The organism is Aetokthonos hydrillicola CCALA 1050, assembly GCF_017591665.1.
GTDB lineage: Bacteria > Cyanobacteriota > Cyanobacteriia > Cyanobacteriales > Nostocaceae > Aetokthonos > Aetokthonos hydrillicola.
This window is the reverse complement of record NZ_JAAKGC010000188.1, coordinates 1-4,468: the sequence shown is the minus strand read 5'-3', so window position 1 is coordinate 4,468 and position 4,468 is coordinate 1. Positions and strand designations below refer to the sequence as shown.

Here is a 4,468-nt window from a genome sequence, read left to right as displayed (position 1 = left end):
CACCCCCAGCTGCAACCAATCCATTACTTTTGAACAAGCACAGAACAGAGCGATCGCACCACTAACCACACCAAAACAACTGCCCGCCGGAAATTCACAAGTAGAGGCAATAATCCGCTATCTAGAATCAGGGAATGAACCGGCTGCGAGGGCGATCGCACTACGCCACAACATTGACATTGAACAACTAGTTTTTACTACAAAGGACGATTCATGTTAGAGCATATGCAACGAGAAAAATGTAAATTCTGCAAGGGTTTAGGCTTAGAACTAGATACAATTTTCGTCAAAGAATGTGAATACTGCTATGGCACAGGCTATGAACCAGAAAAAGCTAAAATAGAAGCCGAAAAGTTAGCAATGACTACCTTAGAAGCGATAAAAAGCCGAGGGTTTGGGTTACGGCTACAAATTCCCGATATGCCAAATGGCTGGCGAATTGAGTGGATGAGCGAACTGGGTGTGTCGTGGATAGGAGCCTTGCAGCCAGGGTTTCAATCGCCAAAGTTTACTGTTTTGTATTCAATTGCGCTGGAGAGTGATGATAAATTGTGGTTACATCTCTCAATCAGCAAGCAAACCATATCCAAAAAAATGGTTATTCCTGAATACTGGGAATGCGCGAAAATCCGTTCCTTAGTCTTTGGTGATAAATGGTCAATTCAGTATTTCCCAGTTGCTGAAGAGTACGTGAATATGGCAGATGTTTTGCATTTCTGGCATTGCTTGGAAGGTAATCCAATGCCAGATTTTAGGAAGCTTGGGATGGGGATATGAATCACGACTTGATTAAAACCAAAAACGGCTGGGAATGCAAAGTTTGTGTTTGGCAATGGATAAGCAAGCCTCGCACTGAATGCCCAGGTGTCCCACGTTATGACTGGGGATGCTACCCGTCTCATCTTAAAACCGAGATTGACTTGCACAAAGTTAATTTAAAACGTAAGCCAAGTACTCAAAGGAGCGCAATCATTTTTTCAATGAAGCGCGGTGAAATTGATTTGTTTGACGTAAAAGATTGCGAACCAGACGACCCAACCTTATCACCGATTTACTCTTGGGACTCTAGAGGAGAACTAAAAACTATTGGTGAACTTAAGAAAGAGAACCTTGCTCCAAGTGAAGAAATCAAACCGCGTGGTGCGGCTTGGGTTTGGGATAAAGATGAGGAGTGGGGGAAATGGATTCCCCTTTACCATCCTGATGATTGCAAGTGGCAAGCTAAGGATAACTGGATTACAAAAACCGTTCTCAAAAAGAAATATTTGCTGTCTGATGGGTGGATAAAACGGATTGGAGAACCCGATAAATTACTTAAAAATCTGCATTACAGAAATGCAGCACCTACTCAACTTTTTAGTAGACAAAGGGTTGAGCAATTTTTAGCAGAGAATGCTGAAGAGTATTCTAAATGGCTTGATAGACGTGATAAATATTTAGCTATTTTTGAGGTTAACAAAGACAAAATATTTGAACGCAGAAACTTGATCAAAGAACAGACCATTAAATGCCTGCGCTGCGCCAGTGGTTGTAGTACTCCACAAGGATTTTTGTGTGCTATTTATCCGACTGGAGTGAAGTATATGCCTTGTCCTGATTGGGTTGAAAGGAAGTGATAAAAATTGTGTTATTTGGATTAATTGCTTGCGGTACTTTGTTTGGCGCGATCGCCTATTTTCGGCATTTCCACAAAGAGAAAATGCGCGTGCAGAAAAGGTACAAAGAGATAATGGATGGTAGCCCTGCGAGTGACTGTGAATTGATGGAACTCATAGGCTCAGGACAATTATCTAATGACCAGATAGAGGAGATATTTAAGTTAGTTAGTGAGGATGTTGGTGGTTTGAGTTTGTGATATCACTTCATTAATATGGGCCTGCACAGCTTTTAGGCTATCTAAGATATCAGGGGTAGCTGTGATATTAACTTGCCCACCAGGGATTTTATTTATGATTTCACCATTAGAATCAATCCATACAGTTTCCCAGAAGGCTACAAGGTTTAGGGAGTTGATGTCACCATTTACGAAATCTCCCTGCACACGCCATATCCATTGCTTTTCTGTGTAGGTTATAGTTTTTGTTTCTTGGTTTGTTTCTGTCATGATTATTACACTTTTACTGTCATACTAGAACCTTAACCAATTTGTACCATCACTAATTAATGTAGCACTAGACCATTGAGAAGATAATGTAATTGTACTAGCACCATTAATGGTTTGTGATGACGTGGTATTTATAGTGATAGCGTTTGCACTGCTATCTACTTTAATAATTCTATACATTCTTCCTGTATTCGTTGCACTACTAGGAAGAGTTAGCGTGAATGCTGCACTTGTTGCATCCCCTCTTATAGTTGAATCAGTACTAGTTAAAGTATATGCTGATGTTCTAGTATTAATGGCTGTAGTGAATCCTTGAACTTTTGCACTACCATTAACTTGTAAAGCATTACCACTATTATCATCAGTTGTCGTGTTTATTAATACGTTTCCTGTGTTTGCTAAATACAAAGGAGTGTAAGAAACTGGTGATGCACTGGTATTCAGTATTCTAAATTGAATCGGCCTGGTTCCTCCGGCCGCACCACTAACAGAATCAATAGAGTACAGATTATTTAAACCACTAGAACCTCCTCTAGGAGCTATAAATTGTAAGTATTCCGTAGCCCCACTATTCCGTAGTAGTCTTAATGTTGTATCGTTGGAACCTGAAGCATTACTACCTATATTTATTAAATTTCCTCCACTCCCAACTCTACCTAGATTTAATGTAGATACTCCCACACCATCATCACTTCCAGAGAAACTGACAGTACTAACATTTAAAATGTTGGATACGTTTACAGTACCTCCAACGCCAACACCGCCCCCAACAGTTAATGCTCCAGTTGTTGCGTTTGTTGATGCTGTTGTATCAGTTACATTTAATGCTCCTGTAAATCTCCCTCTACCTGCTACTTGTAATTTACTTGAACCATCATCAGTAGCACCATTAACTAGAATATTTCCACTAGCATTCATTACCCAAATAGGATTTGCACTACTATCTTGAATCTCAAATAGATTACCTGTTTGACTATTTAATGCTCTTGCGAGAATAGTTTTTGCTCCAGTAGTTCTGGCAGTTACAGCAAGTCCTGCATCAATAGTTGTGCTGTTGAATACAGCAGTATTGCTTGCATAGATACGAGAACCTGTAATATCACCTGCTGTACCATTACCTGTGTTAGGGCCAACTGTTACGGCACCTGCAATACCTACTCCACCTGAAAACTTTCCACTTCCTGTAGTCGAAGAAGTAGAAAGAGTTGTATCACTAACGGCCAATGGATTACTAAATGTTTTACTTCCTCCAACCGTTTGTGTATTTATAGTATCAACTAAATTAACAACTTTCTTTTGCGGCATATATTAAGACCAGTATTTATATTCAATAACAGTGCCAGCAGTACTACTGGCAAAATAAAGTGTTCCACTAAAAGTAAAGTTGGCAGCTAAGTCTTCTGTTTCTTCATTAGTAGAAACACAGGTATAGTAGTTTGTACCAGAAGCAACTACACCAGATGAATATGAATATCTAATATCTCCACCACTTCTAACTTTAAATGCTAATTTTTTAATATTAGTTAAAGCTTGCGAATATTCTTGATTAGCATTAGTTAAATTTATAATACCGATTGTTGGTGTAACTGCTATTAATAAAGGGCTTGTTTCTACTGGGATTCTACCAGATGAAAGTGATGGAAGTTTAGTATTTATTGAAGACAAGTAAGTTCCAAGAAGTCTTTTGAATAGACTAATTAAGCTAAATGTTCCCGTATCAGTTGTAGCAGCACTGTCGGATTGAGTTCCTGTGTTTGTGTCAACAATTGACATCTGACCGGAACTGTTTACTCCAACTCTATTTGTAGGAGTTGTAGAATCTGCAATGCTTATATTTCCTGAAACAGTTTGATTAGTAGGGAAATTAGCAACAGTTAGCCTACCTTGACTATCAACTGATAGTCTATTAGTAGAAGTCACGGGATCTACGATACTAATAGCTCCGCTAACACTTTGAGAGCTAGGGAAGTTTCCAATATTAAATGAAGTAGGAAAATTGTTTACACCTACACTCCAAGTTCCGCTTTGAGTAGCAGAAAATGATGTGTTAGTAATTGAACCTATTGCATTTGTTCCAGCAGATAATGCTGGTAAAGTAGTTAATGAAACTGGTTGTGTTAGTGGGAAATTACTGACTGTTACAGCTTGATTATTTGGCAGATTAGAAACAGTAACTGAACCACTAACAGTTTGAGTTGAAGGTAAGTTTGAAACTGAAACACTACCAGTTACAGGAATAGTTGTTTGGTCACTTGCCAGTACGACTGATGTGCTATTAGTTGAAGATTTGGGACCTAAAGTTGAAGGTAGGCGATCGCGCACCTGCCCAATTGCCACTACTTCAGGTGAGTCGGTGGCTGCAAC

Annotated in this window: 7 protein-coding genes; 4 read left to right on the top strand and 3 right to left on the bottom strand. The window is 39.2% G+C overall.

All coding sequences use genetic code 11. The annotated features are described in order from the left end of the window. From G4P69_RS35050 to G4P69_RS35035, 4 genes are all read left to right on the top strand, one after another. Positions 1-220: hypothetical protein (locus G4P69_RS35050; RefSeq protein ID WP_208354523.1), on the top strand; the 220-nt coding region annotated here is incomplete at its 5' end. Next, entirely contained in the window at positions 214-777 is a 564-nt protein-coding gene (locus G4P69_RS35045) for a DUF7694 domain-containing protein (RefSeq protein ID WP_208344877.1), read from the top strand. The genes G4P69_RS35050 and G4P69_RS35045, both read left to right, overlap by 7 nt. Beyond that, positions 774-1,616 (top strand): hypothetical protein, encoded by an 843-nt coding sequence (locus G4P69_RS35040; RefSeq protein ID WP_208344876.1) that lies wholly within the window; start codon positions 774-776, stop codon positions 1,614-1,616. The genes G4P69_RS35045 and G4P69_RS35040 overlap by 4 nt, the downstream gene beginning before the upstream one ends. Then, positions 1,613-1,855, top strand: a complete 243-nt coding sequence (locus G4P69_RS35035; protein WP_208354521.1) for a hypothetical protein — start codon at positions 1,613-1,615, stop codon at positions 1,853-1,855. The genes G4P69_RS35040 and G4P69_RS35035 overlap by 4 nt, the downstream gene beginning before the upstream one ends. On the opposite strand, the gene G4P69_RS35030 is transcribed toward G4P69_RS35035, so the two are convergent. The 3 genes from G4P69_RS35030 to G4P69_RS35020 all read right to left on the bottom strand — a co-directional run. Further along, complete coding sequence (locus G4P69_RS35030) at positions 1,820-2,104, bottom strand: hypothetical protein (protein WP_208344874.1); 285 nt, start codon at positions 2,102-2,104, stop codon at positions 1,820-1,822. The two genes, G4P69_RS35035 and G4P69_RS35030, sit on opposite strands and share 36 nt — an antisense overlap. 24 nt (positions 2,105-2,128) lie before the next feature. Then, the gene (locus tag G4P69_RS35025) at positions 2,129-3,409 is read right to left on the bottom strand and encodes a hypothetical protein (RefSeq protein ID WP_208344873.1); all 1,281 of its coding nucleotides are present in this window, start codon (positions 3,407-3,409) and stop codon (positions 2,129-2,131) included. Positions 3,410-3,412: 3 nt separating this feature from the next. Next, the coding region (locus G4P69_RS35020) for a hypothetical protein (RefSeq protein ID WP_208354519.1) at positions 3,413-4,468 on the bottom strand (1,056 nt) is incomplete at its 5' end.

What these genes read in the sequence shown, in the direction of transcription:
- G4P69_RS35030 (WP_208344874.1), bottom strand. Translation starts at nt 2,104, where the DNA reads ATGACAGAAACAAACCAAGAAACAAAAACTATAACCTACACAGAAAAG.
- G4P69_RS35040 (WP_208344876.1), top strand. Translation starts at nt 774, where the DNA reads ATGAATCACGACTTGATTAAAACCAAAAACGGCTGGGAATGCAAAGTT.
- G4P69_RS35045 (WP_208344877.1), top strand. Translation starts at nt 214, where the DNA reads ATGTTAGAGCATATGCAACGAGAAAAATGTAAATTCTGCAAGGGTTTA.
- G4P69_RS35025 (WP_208344873.1), bottom strand. Translation starts at nt 3,409, where the DNA reads ATGCCGCAAAAGAAAGTTGTTAATTTAGTTGATACTATAAATACACAA.